We start from the raw sequence: 17,068 nt of genomic DNA on the forward strand, positions 1-17,068 counted from the left end.
CCCCTTCGTCATCCCGCGTCCCCGCCTCGCCCCGCCGCCCGGCCGAACGTGCTGTTCGAGGCGTCCATGTGGGCCAGGCGGCGCAGCGAGGAGAAGATCGCGTCGCCGAGGACCGTGCCGACGACCGCGCTCTCCACCAGCTCCTCGCGCGCCACATGGTGTGCCACGTAGTCCAGGTCGGCCCGCGCGACCCCCTCCGCCGCGTCCGCGTACGTGTCCAGCACCTCGACGAACCGGCCGTGCCCGAGGTCGTCGAGCGCCACGATCGCCACCGCGAGGGCCTCCGCCGCCGGGCTCGACGGATCGGCGTGCCAGCCCCGGGCCGCGATCAGCCCCGCGACCGTCTCGCGGGCCTCGCCGATGCCGTCGCCGGGGTCCCGCTCGTAGCGCGGCACCAGGGGCCCGGTGGCCTCGCCCAGCACCTTGTGCACCGCCTGTTCCGGGTCGTCGACCGCCACGACCACGCTGCGGACCGCCGCCACGGACAGTCCGCCCACATCGAGGAGCGCCCGGATCAGGCGGAGCCGCTGCACGTGCGTCTCCCCGTACGAGGCCTGGTTCGGGCTCGTGAGCTCCCCGGCGGGCAGCAGTCCTTCCCGTACGTAGAACTTGATCGTCGGCACCGACACCCCGGTCCTGCGACTCAACTCTCCGATGCGCACCGCGTGTTCACCTTCCACATGCTCCCCCGGCCTTGCCGACCGACACCCCATCATAGATAGTGGCGCTATCAGATAGCGGCGAGTGCCACTATCCATACCTTCCCACGGGGGGATCCGTATGCCTTCGTCGAGCCCACAGACCTCATCCGCGACGCGTCCGCGGCTGCACCGCCCGCTGCTCTGGTTCTCCGCCTCGATGGGCCTCCTCGCCCTCGTCTCCGCCGTCGGCATCCTCGTCGACGACCGGGTCCTGGTCGGCGTGCCGATCTGGACCAAACCCTTCAAGTTCTCCGTCTCGTTCATCGCCTACGGCCTCTCGCTGGCCTGGATGCTCTCGCTGCTCCCCCGGGGCAGGCGGGCCGGCTGGTGGGCCGGGACCGTGATCACCGTCGCGAGCGTGGTCGAGATGGCGCTCATCACGCTCCAGGTGATCCGCGGCACCCAGAGCCACTTCAACCAGGCGACCCCCTTCGACGGCGCCGTCTTCCAGATCATGGGCGCCACCGTCGCCGTGCTGTGGCTGGGCGCCCTGGTCATCGCCGTGCTCCTGCTGCGGGCCAGGATCCTGGACCGGGCCATGGCCTGGGCCGTCCGCCTCTCCTCCCTGATCGCCCTCGCGGGCGCCGCCGTCGGCTTCCTGATGGTCCGTCCGACGCCCGAGCAGCTGGCGGCCGAGAACCCGCCGATCAGCGGAGCGCACAGCGTCGGCGTCCCGGACGGCGGCCCGTCGATGCCGCTCACCGGCTGGGCGACCACCGGCGGCGACCTGCGCATCGCCCACTTCTTCGGCATGCACGCGCTCCAGCTGCTCCCGCTGCTGCTGATCGTCCTGGCCGCCCTCGCCGCGCGCTCCGCCCGCTTCCCCGCGCTGGCACGCCTGGCGGACGAACGGATCCGGCTGCGCCTCACGCTCACGGCCTCGGCGGCGTACGCCGCGACCTTCGTCCTGCTGACCTGGCAGGCCCTGCGCGGCCAGGCACTCCTGGCACCGGACGGCGCGACGCTCGCCGGCGCGGCAGCGATCGCGCTGCTGACCGGCGCGGCGACGGCCCTGTCGCTCCGCACCGCCGGCGCCCCCGCCCCCGCCCTCACCCGGAAGGCCTCGGCATGACCGGCTTCCTCTTCGAGCTGTCGTTCCTCCTCGCGGCACCGGTCTGGCTGCTCATGATCTTCGCGCCGCGCTGGCGGGGCACGGAGCGGCTCGCGGCCTCCCCGCTGACCGTCCTGCCGATCCTGGCCGTCTGGGCCGTCCTCGCCGCTCCCGTCCTGCCCGAGCTGTGGGCGGCGGTCAGCAGCCCGGACATCGACACGTTCCGCGAACTCACCGCCCTCGCGAACGGCGCCGGCGCGCTCTGGGCCCAGGTCATCGCCTGGGACCTCCTCCTGGGCCAGTGGATGTACCGCGAGGCCCGCCGCCTCTCGATCTCACCCCTCCTGATGGGCCCGCTGCTGCTCCTGACGATCCTCCTCTCCCCCGTCGGCCTGCCCCTGTTCCTGATCGCCCGCGCGGTCAGGACGCCCCGAAAGGCCCCCCGGCCGGCACCGCGCGCCCTAGTCTGACCGGATGCCGAACACCGACCGGGCCGTGGGCGCCGTACTGGGTTCCGCCGTGGGAGACGCCCTGGGCGCGCCCTTCGAGTTCGCCCTGCCGGGCGTGTTCCGGGAGCGGTTCCCGGACGGAGCCGGGGAGTTGTGCGGGGGCGGCGGCTGGGATCCGGGCGAGGCGACGGACGACACACAGATGGCCGTCCTGCTCGGGGAGTCACTCCTCGAACGGGGCGGCCTCGACCTGCCGGACGTCTTCGACCGGTTCCGGCGCTGGGCGGCGGCCGATCCCAAGGACATCGGCCTCCAGACCGAGCAGGTCCTGCTGGGCGGCGACGCCTGGGACGTGGCCGCCGCGCTGCACTTCCAGATCAACGGGCGCGCGGCCGGGAACGGTTCACTGATGAGGGCCTCGACCTCCGCGGTGTACTTCGCGGCACGGGGCCGAACGGAAACCATGAACGCCGCTCGCCGGATCGCCGCGCTCACGCACGGGGACGGGGCCGCCTGGGAGGGCACGGCGATCCTTCACGAGCTGGTCCGGGTCGCCCTCCTCGGCGAGGACCCGCTCGCCGCCGTGACCGCCGCGCTGGCCGAGGTGGACCCGGCACACCGGGAACGGTGGGCGAGGGTACTCGACCCGCGCTGGCGCCCGGACGACGCGACCGAGTTCAACGGGGCCGTCTGGCCCTGCCTCGGCTCGGCGATCTGGGCGCTGCGGACCACGGACTCCTTCGAGGAGGCTCTCGCCGCGGCGGTCGACCTCGGCGGCGACACTGACACCGTGGCCGCCGTGACCGGCACCCTCGCGGGCGCGGTGTACGGTCCCGGCGCCATCCCCGCGCGTTGGACGGCCCCTCTCCACGTCCCCCTTCCCGGTTCCGCCGGTCGGGTCCTGCGCGCCGTGGACCTGGGGGCCCTCGCCAGGTCCCTGGTCGGGTAGGGGTGCACCCGCCGGGGTCACCGGGCCGTCAGGAGGCCTTCCCCTTCCGGGCCGTGAGCTGGAAGAGGCGCGCGGTGTGCACGTAGGGGGCTCGCGCGGTCGTGGCCAGTTCCAGCCGTTCGAGGTCGGCGTAGTACTCCGGGTCGTACTTGCGCGCGTCGTCGGTGAGGTAGTCGCAGAAGCTGCGGATGCCGTAGTGCCGGACGTCTCGGCAGCCGAGGTTCCCGAGGAGCGGGATGATCTCCTCCGCCGCGTGGAGGGTCAGTTCGGAGTCGAACATCTCGTTCCGGAGCCGGTCGCTGTCGAGTGCGGCCAGGGCCGCGGCGGGGTCCAGCGACCGGACGGCGACGTTCAGGGGCGCCGAGTGCCGGTTGATCGCCATCACGGAGAAGAGCCCTCCCTCCACCAGCGGGAAGAGCGCCGTCGCCAGGGTGCCGGACACGTCGTCCACGTACTGCAGCAGGTTGTGACACAGCACCACGTCGAAGCCGCCCGTGGCGATGTCCACCGGCAGGGCGCGCACATCGGCCCGGACACAGGTCACTCGTTCCGACAGCCCCCGCTCCGCCGCCCGTGCCTCGGCGGCGGCCAGCATGGCCGGTGCGAGATCGACGACGGTGACGTGGTGCCCGCGCGCGGCCAGCCGCATCGCGTCGCCGCCGTCGCCACCCGCCAGGTCGAGGATCCGCAGCGGCCCGACCCCGGTGCCCTCGTCGAGGTGACGCATGAGGTTCGCCTCGGCAAGTGTGTAGCGGAGACGGCCCCAGGGGGCTTCCTGCCATTCCTGCCAGGTGGCCATCGCGGTGTCGAACTTCTCGGTTTCCTGAGCCATTCGGCGACGATAGCCGTCCTCCGCGGGCGGCCGGACGTCACTTCCGGGCGTGGACCACGGCCAGGACGTCGCGGTCCGGCTGGAGGGTGAGGCTGGGGACCGGGCGTATCTCCTCGGTGGTGAGGTCCAGGTGGTAGCGGCGGGCGAGCACCGCGAGCACGAGGACCGCCTCGACGAGCGCGAACCGGGTGCCCAGGCAGACGCGGGGTCCGCCGCCGAAGGGGAACCAGGCGTACTCCGGTATCTGTTCGGCCGGTTCGCCGTCTTCCCCGGTGAGCCAGCGCTCGGGCCGGAAGGCCTCGGGGTCCCCGTACCACCGGGGGTCGCGGTGGGTGGACCACTGGCTGGACCAGACCCGCGTCCCGGCGGGGACGGGGGTGCCGCCCAGGGTGGCGCCCTCCTTGGCGATGCCGGTGAGGAGCCAGATCGTGGGGTAGAGCCGGAGGGTCTCCTTGATGACGGCCTGCGTGTAGGTGAGGGAGGCGTAGTCCTCGTATCCGGGCTCGTGGTCGGCGAGGACCCGGTCGAGCTCCTCGCCGAGCGCGTCACGGACCCGGGGGTTGCGGGACAGCAGGTGCCAGGCCCAGACGAGGGTGGAGCTGGTGGTCTCGTGACCGCCGATGTACAGCGTGACGGTCTCGTCGCGGATCTCCTGGTCGGAGAGCGGCGCGCCCGTCTCGTCCCGGGCGGCGAGCAGCCTGCTGAGGAGGTCGGGCCGGTCCGTGTCGCCGTCGCGGTGGCGGGAGACGACACGGGAGACCTCCGCGTCGATGACGGCCGTAGCTCGCTTGATTCGGGCGCGCCCGGGGGTGGGGACCCAGTCGGGCAGCACCGCCCCGATGCCGCTGAACTCGGCGCCGATCTCCCGCTGCGCGATGTCCATCGCCCGCCCGATGGCCTCGGCGTCGGCGGCGGTGTCGACGCCGAAGATGGTGCGGACGGCGATGAGCTGGGTGAGGGCGGCCATCTCCTTCTTGATGTCGACCCGCTGCCCGTCGGCCCAGCGGTCGGCGAGGTCGACCGCGCACTCGGCCATCGTCGCCGCGTAGGAGCGGACCTGCTTGGGGCGGACGGACGGCTGGACGAGGGAGCGCTTGCGCCGCCAGTCGGCTCCCTTGGAGACGATGACGCCGTTGCCCAGGAGGGTCCGGAAGGCGATGCCGAGATCGGGCTGGTCGAAGCTGCGCTCGATCTCGGTGAGGAGTTCGCCGATGCTCTCGGGGTGGGCGATGAAGAGGGCCGGCCCGCGGCCGAAGCGCCAGCGGACGAAGTCCCCGCGCTCCCTGAGCTGTTCGAAGAAGGCAAGGGGGTCCTTGCCGAAGGCCGGCAGGTTCCCGAGGAGGGGCACACCTCGCGGTCCTTCCGCGAAGACCGGGGCGGGTGCCCGGCCCGCGGGCTGCCCTTCGTCTCGCGTCCCGGCGTCCGGACCGGCCTGCGTGGTCATGCGCGTCCCTCCCCAACTGGCGTCCCCTGCTTCCGAGTCCATGCAAGCGGAAGCCCGGGCCCCCGCGCCACCCCTGTGGACGAGGACCTGTGGACAACCCCTGTCGGGGGCATGCCGAAGGGCCCGTGGCGCACACGCCACGGGCCCTTCGGGAGGAACTGTCGAGCCGTCAGCCGACCGAGCTGTAGGCGACGACGCCACGCAGCAGCGCGTCCACCGCCTTGCGGGCGTTCTTGGCGACCGTGCTGTTCTCCTTGGGAGCCGCCGCGGCGATCTGCCCGAGGACGTCGATCACCTGCTTGCACCAGCGGACGAAGTCGCCCGCAGGCATCTCCGCCTCCCGGAGCACCTCGTCGAGGCTCTTGTCGGAGGCCCACTGGTAGGCGGCCCAGGCGAAGCCGAGGTCGGGCTCGCGCTGGCCGACGCCCTCCGCCTGGTTGATCTTGAACTCCTCTTCGAGGGCGTCGAGACGGCCCCAGATCCTGACCATCTCGCCGAGCGCCGCCTTGGCGTTGCCCGTGGGCAGCTTGGGCGCGACGGCGTCGTCGGACTGACGCGCCTCGAAGACCAACGCCGAGACGCAGGCAGCGAGTTCGGCCGGGGTGAGGCCTTCCCAGACCCGGTCGCGGAGGCACTCGCTCGCCAGCAGGTCGAGTTCGCCGTAGAGCCGGGCGAGCCGCTTGCCGTTGTCCGTGACCTCGTCTCCGCGCAGGTAGTCCAGCTCGGTGAGGAGCGCGACGATCCGGTCGAAGGTGCGGGCGATCGTGTTGGTGCGGCCCTCGATGCGCCGCTCCAGCTGCTGGGTGTCGCGCTGGAGCCGGTGGTAGCGCTCGGCCCAGCGGGCGTGGTCCTCGCGCTCGTCGCAGCCGTGGCAGGGGTGCGCGCGGATCTCGGTGCGCAGGCGGGCGATCTCGCGGTCGTCGGCGGCGGCGGAGCGCTGCCGCTGGTGACGCTCGGGGTTGATGTGCCCGGCCTTGCTCCGCAGGGCGGAGGCGAGGTCGCGGCGGGACTGCGGGGAGCGCGGGTTGAAGGACTTGGGGATCCTCATGCGCTCCAGCGCCTCGACCGGAACCGGGAAGTCGATCGAGGCGAGCCTCTTGACCTGCCGCTCGGCGGTGAGGACGAGGGGGCGCGGCCCGTCGTGGTGCTCGAAGCCGCGGTGGCCGTTGGTGCGGCCGGCCGGGATGCCCGGGTCGAGGACGAGGGCGAGGCCCGCGAACTTGCCGGTGGGCACGTGGATGACGTCGCCGGGCTTGAGCTTCTCCAGGGAGCTGGCGGCCTGGGCGCGCCGCTGGGCGGCGCCCTGCCGGGCCAGTTCCGTCTCGCGGTCCTTGAGGTCGCGGCGCAGCCGCGCGTACTCCTCGAAGTCCCCGAGGTGGCAGGTCATGCCCTCGCGGTACCCGTCGAGCCCCTCCTCGTTCTTCTGGACCTGGCGCGAGATGCCCACGACGGAGCGGTCGGCCTGGAACTGCGCGAAGGAGGTCTCCAGGAGCTCGCGGGAGCGGTGCCGGCCGAACTGGTCGACGAGGTTGACCGCCATGTTGTACGAGGGCCGGAAGCTGGAGCGCAGCGGGTACGTGCGCGTGCCGGCGAGTCCGGCGAGGTGACCGGGGTCGAGTCCGCGCTGCCAGAGCACGACGGCGTGGCCCTCGACGTCGATGCCGCGGCGCCCGGCGCGGCCGGTGAGCTGGGTGTACTCGCCGGGGGTGATGTCCGCGTGCTGCTCGCCGTTCCACTTGACGAGCTTCTCGAGGATGACGGTGCGCGCGGGCATGTTGATGCCGAGGGCGAGGGTCTCGGTGGCGAAGACCGCCTTGACCAGGCCCCGCACGAAGAGTTCCTCGACGACCTCCTTGAAGGTCGGGAGCATCCCGGCGTGGTGGGCGGCGATGCCCCGCTCCAGGGCTTCGAGCCATTCGTAGTAGCCGAGGACGTGGAGGTCCTCGCTGGGGATGGCGGCGGTGCGCTCCTCGACGATCTCGCGGACGCGCAGGCGCGCGTCGTCGTCGTTGAGCCGGAGTCCGGCGTAGAGGCACTGCTGGACGGCCGCCTCGCAGCCGGCGCGGCTGAAGATGAAGGTGATGGCGGGCAGGAGGCCCTCGGCGTCGAGGCGCTCGATGACCTCGGGGCGGCCGGGGGTCCAGATCCTGGAGCGCTGGCGGCGCTCGCGCTCGCGGTCTGCCTCGCGGACCATCTTGCCGCGCCGCCGGTCGCGCGGGTTGTACGTGCGCGTGTTCTCGGTGCGGGCGAGGCGGATGAGGTCGGGGTTGACCTCGCGCCGGGAGGCGCCGCGGCCGCCGTGGTCGGTCTCCTCCTCGAAGAGGTCGTACATCCGGCGTCCGGCGAGGACGTGCTGCCAGAGGGGCACGGGGCGGCTCTCCGAGACGATGACCTCGGTGTCGCCGCGGACCGTGTCGAGCCAGTCGCCGAACTCCTCGGCGTTGGACACGGTCGCGGAGAGTGAGACGAGCGTCACGGATTCGGGGAGGTGGATGATCACTTCCTCCCAGACCGCGCCGCGGAAGCGGTCGGAGAGGTAGTGGACCTCGTCCATCACCACGTATCCCAGGCCGGAGAGGGCCTGGGACCCCGCGTACAGCATGTTGCGGAGGACTTCGGTGGTCATGACGACGACCGGGGCGTCGCCGTTGACGCTGTTGTCACCGGTGAGGAGGCCGACCTTGTCGGCGCCGTAGCGCTTGACGAGGTCGGCGTACTTCTGGTTCGACAGCGCCTTGATGGGGGTGGTGTAGAAGCACTTGCGGCCCTGGGTCAGGGCGAGGTGGACGGCGAACTCGCCGACGATGGTCTTGCCGGATCCCGTGGGCGCGGCGACGAGCACGCCCTTGCCCGCTTCGAGTGCCTGGCAGGCCTCGATCTGGAAGGGGTCCAGACCGAAGTCGTACATCTCGCGGAAGGGCGCCAGTGCGGTGCGCTGCTCGGCGTTGCGGGCGAGGGCGGCCGCGTACGCCTCGGCTGGTGTGAGGTCCTCTGTCATCTTGTTGTCGAGCCTACCCGCCACCTCTGACAGTGACGCGATCTTTATCGAGGGGATGCGGAGGGCCCGATTCCAGGCGGTGCCGGGGCGTGTCCGGAGGGTGCCGGGGCACCAGCCCCGAAGGATGCCGGGGCGTGTCCCCCGGGCCGCGCCCGGGGGACCGTACGGGATCAGGTGATGTCGTCGTAGCCGTTGAGGCGCTGCGCGCTCGTTCCGCCGTGCTCCCCGGTGGCCTGTTCGGGCAGGGCGCGCGCGGCGCCCACGGGCTCCGGGGTGAGGTCGAGCGAGGAGGCCTCGTCGTCGTCGAGTTCGGCGTCCGGGTTGGCGCGCCTGCGCCGCCGGTCGTTGAGGAGCGAGAAGCCGACGGCCCCGAAGTACAGGATGGTGATGGGCCCGGCGAGCGCGAGCATGCCGACCGGGTCGGTGGTCGGGGTGATGACGGCGCCGAAGACGAAGACGCCCATGATCACGCCGCGCCACCAGCCGGCCATCCGGCGGCCGGAGAGGACTCCGGTCAGGTTGAGCATCACCAGGACGAGCGGCAGCTCGAAGGCGAGGCCGAAGACGAGCACCATGCGCAGGGTGAAGTCGAGGACGTCGTTCAGCGCCAGGAGGTTCGCGGAGCCGCTGGGCGTGAGGCTGATGAGGACCTTCACGCTGACGGGGAGGATGAGGTACGCGAGGTAGGCGCCGGCGCCGAAGAGCGGCACGGCCGCGCCGACGAAGGCGTACGTGTACTTCTTCTCTTTCCTGTGCAGGCCCGGGGCGACGAACGCCCACAGCTGGTAGAGCCAGACCGGGCTCGCGACCACGAGGCCCGCCGTCAGGGACACCTGGATCGTGGTGCTGAAGGGGGCCATCAGCGTGTTGAAGGTGACGACCGCGCAGTTGCCGCCGTCACTGGTGACGCCCTGAGGGCATTTGGGCACCGACTTCGACAGGAACTGGAGCAGCTCCTCGCTGTACACGAGGGCGACGATCGTCACCGCCGTGATGGCGAGGAGGCCCTTCGCCAGTCGGTTGCGGAGTTCACGCAGGTGCTCCACGAGGGGCATCCGGCCCTCGGGATCCTTCTCCTGCTTGCGGGCAGACTTGGGCAACCCACGTCCTCATCTCGTGCGGCAAGCCGCCGCACGGTGCGGCGGCCGCGGCGGACCGGGTCAGCGCTTGGTGGTGTCCGAGGGCTCGGTCACGGGACGCGCGCTGGTCACGTCGCCGGGAGCGGCCTGGATGGTGCGCGGAGCGGGCTCCTGCGCGCCGGCGTGCGGCGGGTCGGCGGGGGCGGACTGCTGGTCGTCCGACTTCATCGCCTTGGCCTCGCTCTTGAGGATGCGAGCCGACTTGCCCAGGGAGCGCGCCATGTCCGGAAGCTTCTTGGCGCCGAACAGGAGGATGACGACGACGAGGATGAGAATGATCTCGGTGGGGCCGAGCCTACCCATAGCTGTTTACCTTCTTCACCGAGGCGACATGGAGTGCGGGCCCGGCGGATCGGACATGCGTCCGGCCACCGCGCTGCCTGCGATCGTAACCCGCAGGAGTAAACGTGGGGCAATGCCCGTGCATACTCCCGATTGCGTCCCGCATGCCCTGATCCGGGACGCTTCACGCAGCGTACGGCACGGGCTCAGCGGAGCGTCTCACCGGTCCTGGCGAGGCCGACGGCGGCGGATTCGAGCTCTTCGGCGGCCTGCTGGATGCGCTGTGTGGTATGCGCCACTTGACGCCCGAGGCGCTGGACCTCGACGAAGACCTTGACGGCGAGGACTCCGAGGACGGCGAGGCCGAGGAAGCCGAGGGCGATGGCGAGCATGGGCCAGAACATGTGCTGAGCCTAGACGTTGGGTGCGTACGGATCGTTCAGACGGTGGTGTGGAGGCGCAGGGTGCGCACACCGCCGCCGGTGAGGAGTTCGACGATGCGCTCACCGGCCGGCTTGCGGACGGAGCTGCCGCACTCGGGGCAGGTGAAGGAGTAGAAGGTGGTGCGGCGGCTCGCTCCGATGGCGAGGCGCAGGGCGCTCGCGGCGAGCTCGAAGCGCGAGCGGCAGTCGGGGCAGGCGGCCTTGAAGAGGACCGGGGCCATGGACGCCGCAAAACCCTGCATCGCGGACATCTCCCTCATCTCTCTCGACTCTGGCATCACGTCAGTAACTGCGTCCCGAGGGCGGAGAACGTCACAGGAACGCCCCGCCCCGCACCCGGGACTCACACGCCCCCGTGCCTGAGGACGTCACACCCCCCGTGCCCGAGGACGTCACACCCACCCCGTGCCCGAGGACGTCACACCCACCCCGTGCCCGAGGACGTCACCCGTCCCCCTACACAGAAGGCGTCACGCGCCTTCGTACGCGGCGAGCGCGGCCGCCGCCGCCGTCCGCGCGCTGTCGGCCAGCTCCACCGGCGCGACGATCCGCCCGTCGCTGCCGAGACGCAGCGCCAGCCTGCGCAGCGAGGCCGGGTCCGGCGTCCGCAGCGTGATCCTCAGCCCGCCGTCCGGCAGCTCCTCGGCCCGGTCGTGCGGGTAGTACTCGGCGACCCAGCGGCCGCCGGGCCCCACCTCGACCACGACCTCCGGGTCGCCCGCCGACGGCTGGACCAGCCCCTCGGACAGGTCGCGCAGCTCCAGCTCGGGCGGTGCCGCGTGCTCGTCGAGGATCCGGATCTCGACGACCCGGTCGAGACGGAAGGTGCGGCGCGCCTCGGAGAGCCGGCACCACGCCTCCATATAGGTGTGTCCGACGGCGAAGAGCCGGATCGGGTCGACCTCGCGCTCGGTGAGCTCGTCCCGCGCGGGCGAGTAGTACCGCACCCACAGCCGTCTGCGCTCCGAGATGGCCCGGTCGACCTCGGCGAAGACCCCGCCCTCGGACTCGAAGGTCACCGAGAGCCGGGCGCTGGCCCCGGCCGCCTCACCGGCGGCCGCCTCCAGCTTGGCGGTGGCGCGCACCAGGGCGTCCCGGTCGCTCTCGCGGAGCCCCGGCAGGGTGGCGACGGCCCGGGCGGCGACGAGCAGCGCGGTGGCCTCGTCGGCGGCGAGCCGCAGCGGCTCGGCGACGTCGTCCGGGTTGTGCCACCAGATCCGGTCGCCGTCGGTGTCGATGTCGAGCAGGTCGCCGCCCCGGAAGCTGGTGCCGCACATCGGCAGCACGTCCAGGTCGGAGATCAGCTCGTCCTCGGTGATCCCGAAGGCACGCGCCACGTCGGCGACGTGCGCGCCGGGGCGCTCACGGAGATAGGTGACGAGGGACAGCATCCGCCTCGTCTGGTCGATCGCGTTGGCAGCCATGCGGTACGTCTCCCCCTCAGCCCTTGGCCACGGCGCGCAGCCGCTCCACCACGTCGGCCCGCAGATCGGCCGGTTCCCGTACGACCACGTCCGGGCCGAACTCGACGAGCCAGGCGTCGAGCCCGTGCCCGTACGGGATCTCCAGTTCGTCCCAGCCGTCGTCGCCCTCGGTCACGGACTGGGCGCGGGCCCGCAGCGGGTAGCCGCAGCCGGCGCGCAGCCGGATCCTGGCGGAGCGGGTGGCGGTCTCGCCGGCCCAGCTCTCGACGGTCTCCCGGACGGTCGAGACGTCGGGCACGGGCGCGGTGAAGGCGCCGGCCCGCGAGCGGACCTTGCCGGTGATGCGGGACAGCCGGAAGACGCGCTCGGCACCGCGGTCGCGGTCCCAGCCGGCCAGGTACCAGTGGCCGCGCCAGCACTCCAGCGTCCACGGCTCGACCTGGCGGGTCTCGGGGCGGGCGGCGTTGGCCTTGCGGTAGTCGAAGACGACGGGCCGGCGGTCGCGGCAGGCCAGCATGAGCGGCTCGAAGGCGGCCTCGTGGACCGGGATGCGCGGTTCGAGGGCGCTGGGCTGGGTGTCGTACGAGTCCTCGGCCTCGGGCATGCCGGCCGCCCGGAGCTTCTGGAGGGCGCCGCTGGCGGCGCCGGCGAGCCGGGCCTGCTGCCACACCTTGGCGGCGAGGCCGAGCGCGGCGGCCTCCTCGGCGTCGAGGGTGATCGGCGGCAGCCGGTTGGAGTCGCGGCGGGCGAGGTAGCCGGTCTCGCCGTCCAGGTTCTCGACGGTCTCGATGACCAGGCCGAGCTCGCGGAGATCGTCCTTGTCCCGCTCGAACATGCGGTTGAAGGCCTCGTCGCCGCTGGCTTCCAAGTACGCCTCGATGGAGCCGCGCAGCTCCCGCTTGCTCAGCGGGCGGCGCGTCCCGAGCAGGCACAGCGCGAGATTCATCAGCCGCTCGGACTTGGCAATCGCCATCGACGCCCAGCACCCTTCCGCCGGTTCCACTTCTCGGACGTCCGACCGTACCGCCCCGGGGTGTCGGGACAAAAGCCGAGGGCCCCCGCCATGGACGGCGGGGGCCCTCGGAGCGACCCGGATCGGGTCGGTGCTACTTCACGGCCACGAGGTCGCAGACGAAGATCAGCGTCTCGCCCGGGGCGATCGCGCTGCCGGCGCCGCGGTCGCCGTAGGCGAGGTGCGCGGGGATGATCAGCTGGCGGCGGCCGCCGACCTTCATGCCCTGGACGCCCTGGTCCCAGCCGGCGATGACCTGACCGACGCCGAGCTTGAACTCGAGCGCGCTGCCGCGGTTCCAGGAGGCGTCGAACTCCTCGCCGGTGGAGAAGGCCACACCCACGTAGTGGACCTGCACGAACTGGCCGGCCTTGGCGACCTCGCCGTCGCCCTCCCAGAGGTCCTTGATCTCCAGGTCCTTCGGCGGCTCGCCGCCCGGGAAGTCGATCTCGGGCTTCTCGATGCTCACTGAACTGCTCCTCAAACTGATGAACGTCGCGATGATGAACTGCGCGATCGGGACAGTCTTACACCTTCGTCAGGATGTCCACGGCGAAGACCAGCGTGGAGTTCTTCGGAATGCCCTGCTGCTCCTTGTCGCCGAACGCCTCCGACGGCGGAGCGACGATCAGGACGCGGCTGCCGATCTTCTTGCCGACGAGACCGTCCTTGAGGCCCTTCAGCGTCAGCTGCGGGAGCGGGAAGTTCGCGGGCTTGCCCGTGGTGTACGTGGAGTCGAAGACCTTGCCGTCCTTCCACAGGGCGGCGACGTAGTTCACGACGACCGTGTCGGTGGCCTTGACGGCCTCGCCGTCGGCCTCCAGCACGTAGTTCGACACGAGCTTGGTCGGCGGGTCCGTCTTCGGGACCGTCAGCGAGGGGGCCTTGCCGTCGGTGTTCGTACCGACCTTCGGCAGGTCCTTGTCGTCCTGGGCGACCGGGGTGCCCGTGGCGGACTTGGGGATCGTCACGGCCTTCAGGATGTCCACGACGAAGACGAGGGTGGCGTTGCCCTTGATGTCACCCTGGCCCTGCGCGCCGTAACCGAGGGCCGGCGGGATGCCGATCTCGATGCGGCTGCCGACCTTCTGGCCCTCCAGGCCCTTCTCCCAGCCCTGGATGACCTGCCCCTCGCCGAGCGTCAGCGAGAAGGGCTGCCCCCGGTCGAAGCTGTTGTCGAAGGGGGTGGTCTCGTCCCACTCCTGGCCCAGGTAGTTGACCGAGAGGGCGTCGCCCTTCTTCGTCACCGGGCCGTCGCCCTCGCTGATGACGTTCACCTTGAGTTCCTTGGGCGGGTCCCCCTCGCCCTTGGCGAGGGTCGGCTTCTCCCCGAACTTCTGCCCCGCGGTGATGGTGGGCAGCCCGTTCGTCATCGAGGCGGAATCGGAGCCCTTGTCGTCGCTGCCGCACGCCGCTGTGGTGAGCAGCAGCAGTGGGACGACGAGAAGGCCGGCAAGTCGGCGCACGTGTTCCTCAGATCTCAGACGGCACAGTAGTTGTGCCGACACTCTAGGCGCTCCTCCCGTCACGTCGAGGGCCCCGCACGCCGAACGTGCGGGGCCCTGACGGTCGATCCGACCTGCTTACATTCCGGCGATCAGCTTTTCCACCCGGTCGTCGACCGACCGGAACGGGTCCTTGCACAACACCGTCCGCTGGGCCTGGTCGTTGAGCTTGAGGTGGACCCAGTCGACGGTGAAGTCCCGCCGCTGCTCCTGCGCGCGGCGGATGAAGTCGCCGCGCAGCCGGGCCCGAGTGGTCTGCGGGGGCACGGACTTGCCCTCGAAGATCTTCAGGTCGTTGCAGATCCGGGCCGCCTGCCCGTTCTTCTGGAGCAGGTAGTACAGCCCGCGACGACGGTGGATGTCGTGGTAGGCGAGGTCTATCTGCGCGACCCTCGGGTTCGACATGGTCATGTTGTGCTTGGCCCGGTAGCGCTCGATGAGCCGGTGCTTCATGACCCAGTCGATCTCGGTCTCGATCCGGTCGAGCTGCTCGCTCTCGATCGCGTCGAGCGTGCGTCCCCAGAGCTCCAGGACCTGGGCGACCGTGCCGGAGCGGATGCCGCGGCGGTCGACGAAGTCCACGGCCTTCTCGTAGTACTCGCGCTGGACCTCCAGGGCGGAGGCCTCACGGCCGCTGGCGAGCCTGACCTTGCGCTGTCCGGTGATGTCGTGGCTGACCTCGCGGATCGCCCGGATCGGGTTCTCCAGGGTCAGGTCGCGCATGACCGTGCCCGCCTCGATCATGCGGAGCACGAGGTCGGTGGCGCCGACCTTGAGGAGCATGGTCGTCTCGGACATGTTGGAGTCGCCGACGATGACGTGCAGCCGACGGTAGCGCTCGGCGTCGGCGTGCGGCTCGTCCCGGGTGTTGATGATGGGGCGCGAGCGGGTGGTGGCCGAGCTGACGCCCTCCCAGATGTGCTCGGCGCGCTGGGAGACGCAGTAGACCGCGCCGCGCGGGGTCTGGAGGACCTTTCCCGCGCCGCAGATGAGCTGCCGCGTCACGAGGAACGGAATGAGGATGTCCGCGAGCCGGGAGAACTCTCCGTGACGGGCGACGAGATAGTTCTCGTGGCAGCCGTAGGAGTTTCCGGCCGAGTCGGTGTTGTTCTTGAAGAGGTAGACGTCGCCCGCGATTCCCTCCTCGTGCAGGCGGCGTTCGGCGTCGACGAGCAGGCCCTCGAGAATGCGCTCGCCGGCCTTGTCGTGGGTGACCAGTTCGGTCACGTTGTCGCATTCCGGTGTGGCGTATTCCGGATGCGAACCCACGTCGAGGTACAGGCGGGCGCCGTTCCGCAGGAAGACATTGCTGCTGCGGCCCCATGACACGACACGGCGGAAGAGGTAGCGCGCCACTTCGTCAGGAGACAGTCGGCGCTGTCCCCTGAACGTGCACGTGACGCCGTACTCGTTCTCCAGCCCGAAAATGCGGCGGTCCATGTCTGAACATTACGCCTGACGGCGTGCGCTGAAACCGGGTTGGCCGTTCCCGTTTCGATCATTTTCCGATCAGTGCGTGTTCTTTTCCGTGTGTACGGCGCTGGGGACCGTCTCCGCCACGGCGTGTCGCACGGCGCCTTCGGCCACCTGGGGGACGGTGAGGACACGCCCGGTGGCGAGCAGCACCAGGAAGGCGACGAGGCCGCCCGCCCCGGCCACCGCGAACCCGGCCACCGTTCCGGCCAGTTCGATCGCGGGTCCGGCGACGGCGGAGCCCAGGGCCGCGCCCACGCCGAAGGTGGTGACGAGCCAGGAGAAGGCCTCGGTGACGGTGCCGCTCGGGGCGTGCCGGTCGACCACGATGAACGCGCAGGCGAGGGCGGGGGCGAGGAAGACCCCGGAGAGCACGGAGAGGCCGGTCATGGCGACGGGGCCGGGGGTGAGCATGAGCGGCAGGTAGCAGACGGCGAGGAGGCCCACGAGGACCCTCAGCCGCCGCTCGGGCGCCCCGGACCACTGCCGGGCGCCGTAGAGCACTCCGCCGGCCAGCGCGCCCAGGCCGAGGGCGGCCATCAGCCAGCCGTACACGGAGGGGGCGCCCCGGTCGTCGGCGTAGGCGACGGCGGCGACGGTGATGGAGCCGAGCGCGAGGCCGACGAAGAAGAACGAGCCGAGGAGGGCGAGGAGCCCGGGCGAGCGCAGGGCCCCGAGCCAGTGGGCCTCGCGGGCGGCGGAGCGCCAGGCGCGGGACGGCTCGGAGAGGACGACGGCGAGGGCGCCGAGGACTCCCAGAACGTTGATCACGAGGAGGGCGGCGGCGGGCGAGCGCAGGGCGACCAGGAGGGTCACCAGGAGCGGACCGACCGTGAACATGACCTCCTGGGCCACGGCGTCCAGGGCGTACGCCCGGTGGACCCGGTCCTCGCGGCCCAGGACGCTCGGCCACAGGGCGCGCAGGCCGCCCTCCAGGGGCGGGGTGAAGAGCCCGGCGACCACGACGGCGGCGTAGGCCAGGGCCAGGTGGCCGATGCCGGTGAGGGCGAACAGGGCCATGCCGAGGGCGGACAGCACGGCGGCGGGCAGCTGGACGCGGGGCTGGCCCTTGAGGTCGACGGCGCGGCCGAGGAGCGGCTGCCCGACGGCGTTGGCGACGCCGTAGGCCGCGATGAGCCCGCCGGCCAGGGTGTAGCTGCCGCCCTGGTCCCGGACGAACAGGGTCATCGCGATGGGGCCGGTGCCGTTGGGCAGCCGTCCGACGAGGGTGCCGGCGAGCAGCCGGGCGGCGTGCGGCGCCCTGAGTATGTCGAGATAGCCGCCGTGCGCGGGGGCCTCGGTGGCCATGTCACTCTCCCGTCACCTCGGAACCACGCCGAGGTTTTACGTATAACGTCCAGGGTCA

At 71.5% G+C, this 17,068-nt stretch carries 17 protein-coding genes; 3 read left to right on the forward strand and 14 right to left on the reverse strand.

Translation table 11 applies throughout. The annotated features are described in order from the left end of the window. Positions 1-8: 8 nt before the first annotated feature. A complete protein-coding gene (locus ABTY59_RS21155) occupies positions 9-662 on the reverse strand; it encodes a MerR family transcriptional regulator (RefSeq protein WP_352020544.1) in 654 nt (217 codons plus the stop codon). 196 nt (positions 663-858) lie between these two features. Between ABTY59_RS21155 and ABTY59_RS21160 the strand changes: the two genes are divergently transcribed. Genes ABTY59_RS21160 through ABTY59_RS21170 form a run of 3 tightly spaced genes read left to right on the forward strand, consistent with a single transcriptional unit; the run spans position 859 to position 3,150 of the window. Next, positions 859-1,773 (forward strand): hypothetical protein, encoded by a 915-nt coding sequence (locus tag ABTY59_RS21160; protein ID WP_352020728.1) that lies wholly within the window; start codon positions 859-861, stop codon positions 1,771-1,773. Then, positions 1,770-2,222 carry an ABA4-like family protein gene (locus tag ABTY59_RS21165; RefSeq protein WP_352020545.1) on the forward strand — a complete coding sequence of 151 codons (453 nt, stop codon included), beginning with the start codon at positions 1,770-1,772 and terminating at the stop codon, positions 2,220-2,222. Before ABTY59_RS21160 ends, ABTY59_RS21165 begins: the two co-directional genes overlap by 4 nt. Positions 2,223-2,226: 4 nt before the next feature. Beyond that, the gene (locus ABTY59_RS21170; protein WP_352020546.1) at positions 2,227-3,150 is read left to right on the forward strand and encodes an ADP-ribosylglycohydrolase family protein; all 924 of its coding nucleotides are present in this window, start codon (positions 2,227-2,229) and stop codon (positions 3,148-3,150) included. A gap of 28 nt (positions 3,151-3,178) precedes the next feature. Here ABTY59_RS21170 and ABTY59_RS21175 read toward each other — a convergent pair whose 3' ends face one another. The 13 genes from ABTY59_RS21175 to ABTY59_RS21235 all read right to left on the reverse strand — a co-directional run bounded on the left by ABTY59_RS21175 (position 3,179) and on the right by ABTY59_RS21235 (position 17,010). After that, entirely contained in the window at positions 3,179-3,982 is an 804-nt protein-coding gene (locus ABTY59_RS21175; protein ID WP_352020547.1) for a methyltransferase domain-containing protein, read from the reverse strand. Between the two features lie 37 nt (positions 3,983-4,019). Next, positions 4,020-5,426, reverse strand: a complete 1,407-nt coding sequence (locus tag ABTY59_RS21180; RefSeq protein ID WP_352020548.1) for a cytochrome P450 — start codon at positions 5,424-5,426, stop codon at positions 4,020-4,022. Positions 5,427-5,595: 169 nt separating this feature from the next. Next, positions 5,596-8,424 carry a DEAD/DEAH box helicase gene (locus tag ABTY59_RS21185; RefSeq protein WP_352020549.1) on the reverse strand — a complete coding sequence of 943 codons (2,829 nt, stop codon included), beginning with the start codon at positions 8,422-8,424 and terminating at the stop codon, positions 5,596-5,598. 170 nt (positions 8,425-8,594) lie between these two features. Further along, positions 8,595-9,524 carry a twin-arginine translocase subunit TatC gene (gene tatC, locus ABTY59_RS21190; RefSeq protein ID WP_502995400.1) on the reverse strand — a complete coding sequence of 310 codons (930 nt, stop codon included), beginning with the start codon at positions 9,522-9,524 and terminating at the stop codon, positions 8,595-8,597. A gap of 60 nt (positions 9,525-9,584) precedes the next feature. After that, complete coding sequence (tatA, locus tag ABTY59_RS21195; RefSeq protein WP_352020550.1) at positions 9,585-9,866, reverse strand: Sec-independent protein translocase subunit TatA; 282 nt, start codon at positions 9,864-9,866, stop codon at positions 9,585-9,587. A gap of 185 nt (positions 9,867-10,051) precedes the next feature. After that, on the reverse strand, positions 10,052-10,249 hold the full coding sequence (locus ABTY59_RS21200; protein ID WP_352020551.1) for a hypothetical protein: 198 nt from the start codon (positions 10,247-10,249) through the stop codon (positions 10,052-10,054). 35 nt (positions 10,250-10,284) lie between these two features. Further along, positions 10,285-10,548: a CpXC domain-containing protein gene (locus ABTY59_RS21205; RefSeq protein WP_352020552.1), complete on the reverse strand. Its 264-nt coding sequence runs from the start codon at positions 10,546-10,548 to the stop codon at positions 10,285-10,287. A gap of 210 nt (positions 10,549-10,758) precedes the next feature. Further along, positions 10,759-11,712: a helix-turn-helix transcriptional regulator gene (locus tag ABTY59_RS21210; RefSeq protein ID WP_352020553.1), complete on the reverse strand. Its 954-nt coding sequence runs from the start codon at positions 11,710-11,712 to the stop codon at positions 10,759-10,761. A gap of 16 nt (positions 11,713-11,728) precedes the next feature. Further along, entirely contained in the window at positions 11,729-12,685 is a 957-nt protein-coding gene (locus ABTY59_RS21215; protein ID WP_352020554.1) for a helix-turn-helix transcriptional regulator, read from the reverse strand. Between the two features lie 133 nt (positions 12,686-12,818). Beyond that, positions 12,819-13,193, reverse strand: coding sequence for an FKBP-type peptidyl-prolyl cis-trans isomerase (locus tag ABTY59_RS21220; RefSeq protein WP_352020555.1), 375 nt, complete (start codon positions 13,191-13,193; stop codon positions 12,819-12,821). A 58-nt stretch (positions 13,194-13,251) separates the two neighbouring features. Beyond that, complete coding sequence (locus tag ABTY59_RS21225) at positions 13,252-14,190, reverse strand: FKBP-type peptidyl-prolyl cis-trans isomerase (protein WP_352020556.1); 939 nt, start codon at positions 14,188-14,190, stop codon at positions 13,252-13,254. Positions 14,191-14,307: 117 nt separating this feature from the next. After that, positions 14,308-15,669, reverse strand: coding sequence for a Pup--protein ligase (pafA, locus tag ABTY59_RS21230; RefSeq protein ID WP_116161892.1), 1,362 nt, complete (start codon positions 15,667-15,669; stop codon positions 14,308-14,310). 69 nt (positions 15,670-15,738) lie between these two features. Beyond that, positions 15,739-17,010: an MFS transporter gene (locus ABTY59_RS21235; protein WP_352020557.1), complete on the reverse strand. Its 1,272-nt coding sequence runs from the start codon at positions 17,008-17,010 to the stop codon at positions 15,739-15,741. Between the last annotated feature and the right edge of the window lie 58 nt (positions 17,011-17,068).

Source organism: Streptomyces sp. NPDC096079, from assembly GCF_040303145.1.
Taxonomy (GTDB): Bacteria; Actinomycetota; Actinomycetes; order Streptomycetales; family Streptomycetaceae; genus Streptomyces.